The sequence below is a fragment of the Trichlorobacter sp. genome (genome assembly GCF_030247655.1).
Taxonomy (GTDB): domain Bacteria; phylum Desulfobacterota; class Desulfuromonadia; order Geobacterales; family Pseudopelobacteraceae; genus Trichlorobacter.
In genome coordinates, this window is sequence record NZ_JAOTRZ010000351.1 from 1 (window position 1) to 1,785 (window position 1,785).

Consider the following 1,785-nt stretch of genomic DNA (forward strand, 5'->3'; position numbering starts at 1 on the left):
ATGGCATACTCCTCCGGCTTTTGCGTATACGCGATCTTGGGGAGGAACTATGAAGCGATATCTGTTGGTGGTGCTGACGCTGTTAATGACAGCAGTGTCAGCCTTTGGTGCCGGCCCTTTGCGGGTCTATGTTGGTGAGTTTAATGCCGTAGGTGTGCAGGGGAAAGACGATATCAAGTCTGCCCTGCAATCCCTGCTGGCATCACGACTTTCAAACGATAAGCTGCTGGCGGTAGCCACGGCTGCTGAGGCAGAACTGCTGGTAAGTGGGACCTATATCAGTATCGGCAAACAGTACAATATTGATGCCGTAGCCAAGTCGGTTGGCGGTCAGACCATTACCCGCACCTTTGTGCAGGGTGAGGGAGGGCAGGACGCCTTGTTTGCTGCCGTTGGTAGTCTGACACAGAAGTTAAGTGCTGATATTGAAGGAAAGCTGGCCTCCAACAGTATCCCCAGGATGGCGCCGGTGGTAGCTGCCATGCCAGTGACAACGCCCAAGGTTGGTTCATCTGATATCATCCGCTCAGCAACCGTGACAGAAGGGGTTAATATCCAGCGGGTACCGCAGGGTGATATTATTCGACCCCAGGCATTTTACCGCGGTGCCCCCAAGCAGGGTGAGATCAAGCGCCTTGATGGTGCCTATAATCTGATGGCTGTTGGTGAGGCCGATGCAACCGGCAAGCGGCTGCTATTTATGGCCCAGAATCAGTCCGTAGCAGTGCTGCGTGAGGGTGAGACCAAACCAATAAGCGGATTTGGTGTTCGGGCTAATGAAAAAGTTGTCGGCCTTGATTATGTTGATGCCGATGGTGATGGTAAGCCTGAGTTGTATGTAACCATGATGTCCAGCGGAGAAGTTGAGTCGCAGGTTTGGGAACTGAAGAATAACAGACTGGTAAAGGTGGCAGAGAAGATACCCTACTTCTTCCGTGCGATTGCGCTGGCAGGTGGGCCGCTGAAACTGTACGCCCAAGAGCAGGGCCGTGATGACGAACAGTACTATGGTGATGTCTATGAGGTTGCCCGGCAGGGTGCCAAGATTATCAAAAAGACTCGTATCAAAATGCCGCGCTTTGGCAATGTAAACAGCTTTAACCAGTTTAAACATGAGAGTGGTGAGCTGCTGACTGTTGTGTATCATGATCATAACTATCTGGTTGTTTATGACAAGGATCAGAAAGAACTCTGGCGTAGTAATGACAGCTTTGGCGGTTCAGAGCTTTACTATAATATTGAAGATCTTGATGGTGTTTGGCGAACAGGTGATAAAAACAGGTGGTACTTCCTGAACCAGCGTATCTTTGTTACTTCAAAGCAGGAAGTTCTGGTGGGAAAGAACGACGGTTTTTTTGTAGTTGGGAATGTCCGTATGTTTAAACGTGGCGCGGTGTATAGTCTCTACTGGAACGGTGCCGCACTTGAAGAGGTCTGGCGTACAAAAGACACCCAGAATTATATGCCTGATTTTTATTTCGACGAGGTTAAAAGTGAATTGTTGCTTCTGCAATTGACTCAGCGTGAAGATGTGCTGATGCGTGCCAAAGGTGCTACTGCCCTACAGATTAAGAAAGTGGAATAGCTGCCTGTTTTAATGATGGAATCAAAGGCGGAACCGGTAACGGTGCCGCCTTTTTTTGTTGCGGCTTGCCTTTGCCTATGCTGCTGCTCGCAAGTGCGCTCACCAGCGACATACTCCGGCGGGGCAACGGTGGTGACGCCGCCACATAGAAAAGCGTAGCACTATCAGCAAAGATTTTACCTGCGCACAGCTGTAATGAA

The 1,785-nt window shown here is 50.0% G+C and carries 2 protein-coding genes; one reads left to right on the forward strand and one right to left on the reverse strand.

Translation table 11 applies throughout. From position 1 onward, the window contains the following. Positions 1 to 49 precede the first annotated feature (49 nt). Positions 50 to 1,585, forward strand: a complete 1,536-nt coding sequence (locus OEL57_RS16580) for a VCBS repeat-containing protein (protein WP_300742035.1) — start codon at positions 50 to 52, stop codon at positions 1,583 to 1,585. Here OEL57_RS16580 and OEL57_RS16585 read toward each other — a convergent pair. Further along, positions 1,569 to 1,785: hypothetical protein (locus tag OEL57_RS16585; protein ID WP_300742036.1), on the reverse strand; the 217-nt coding region annotated here is incomplete at its 5' end. The genes OEL57_RS16580 and OEL57_RS16585 overlap by 17 nt on opposite strands.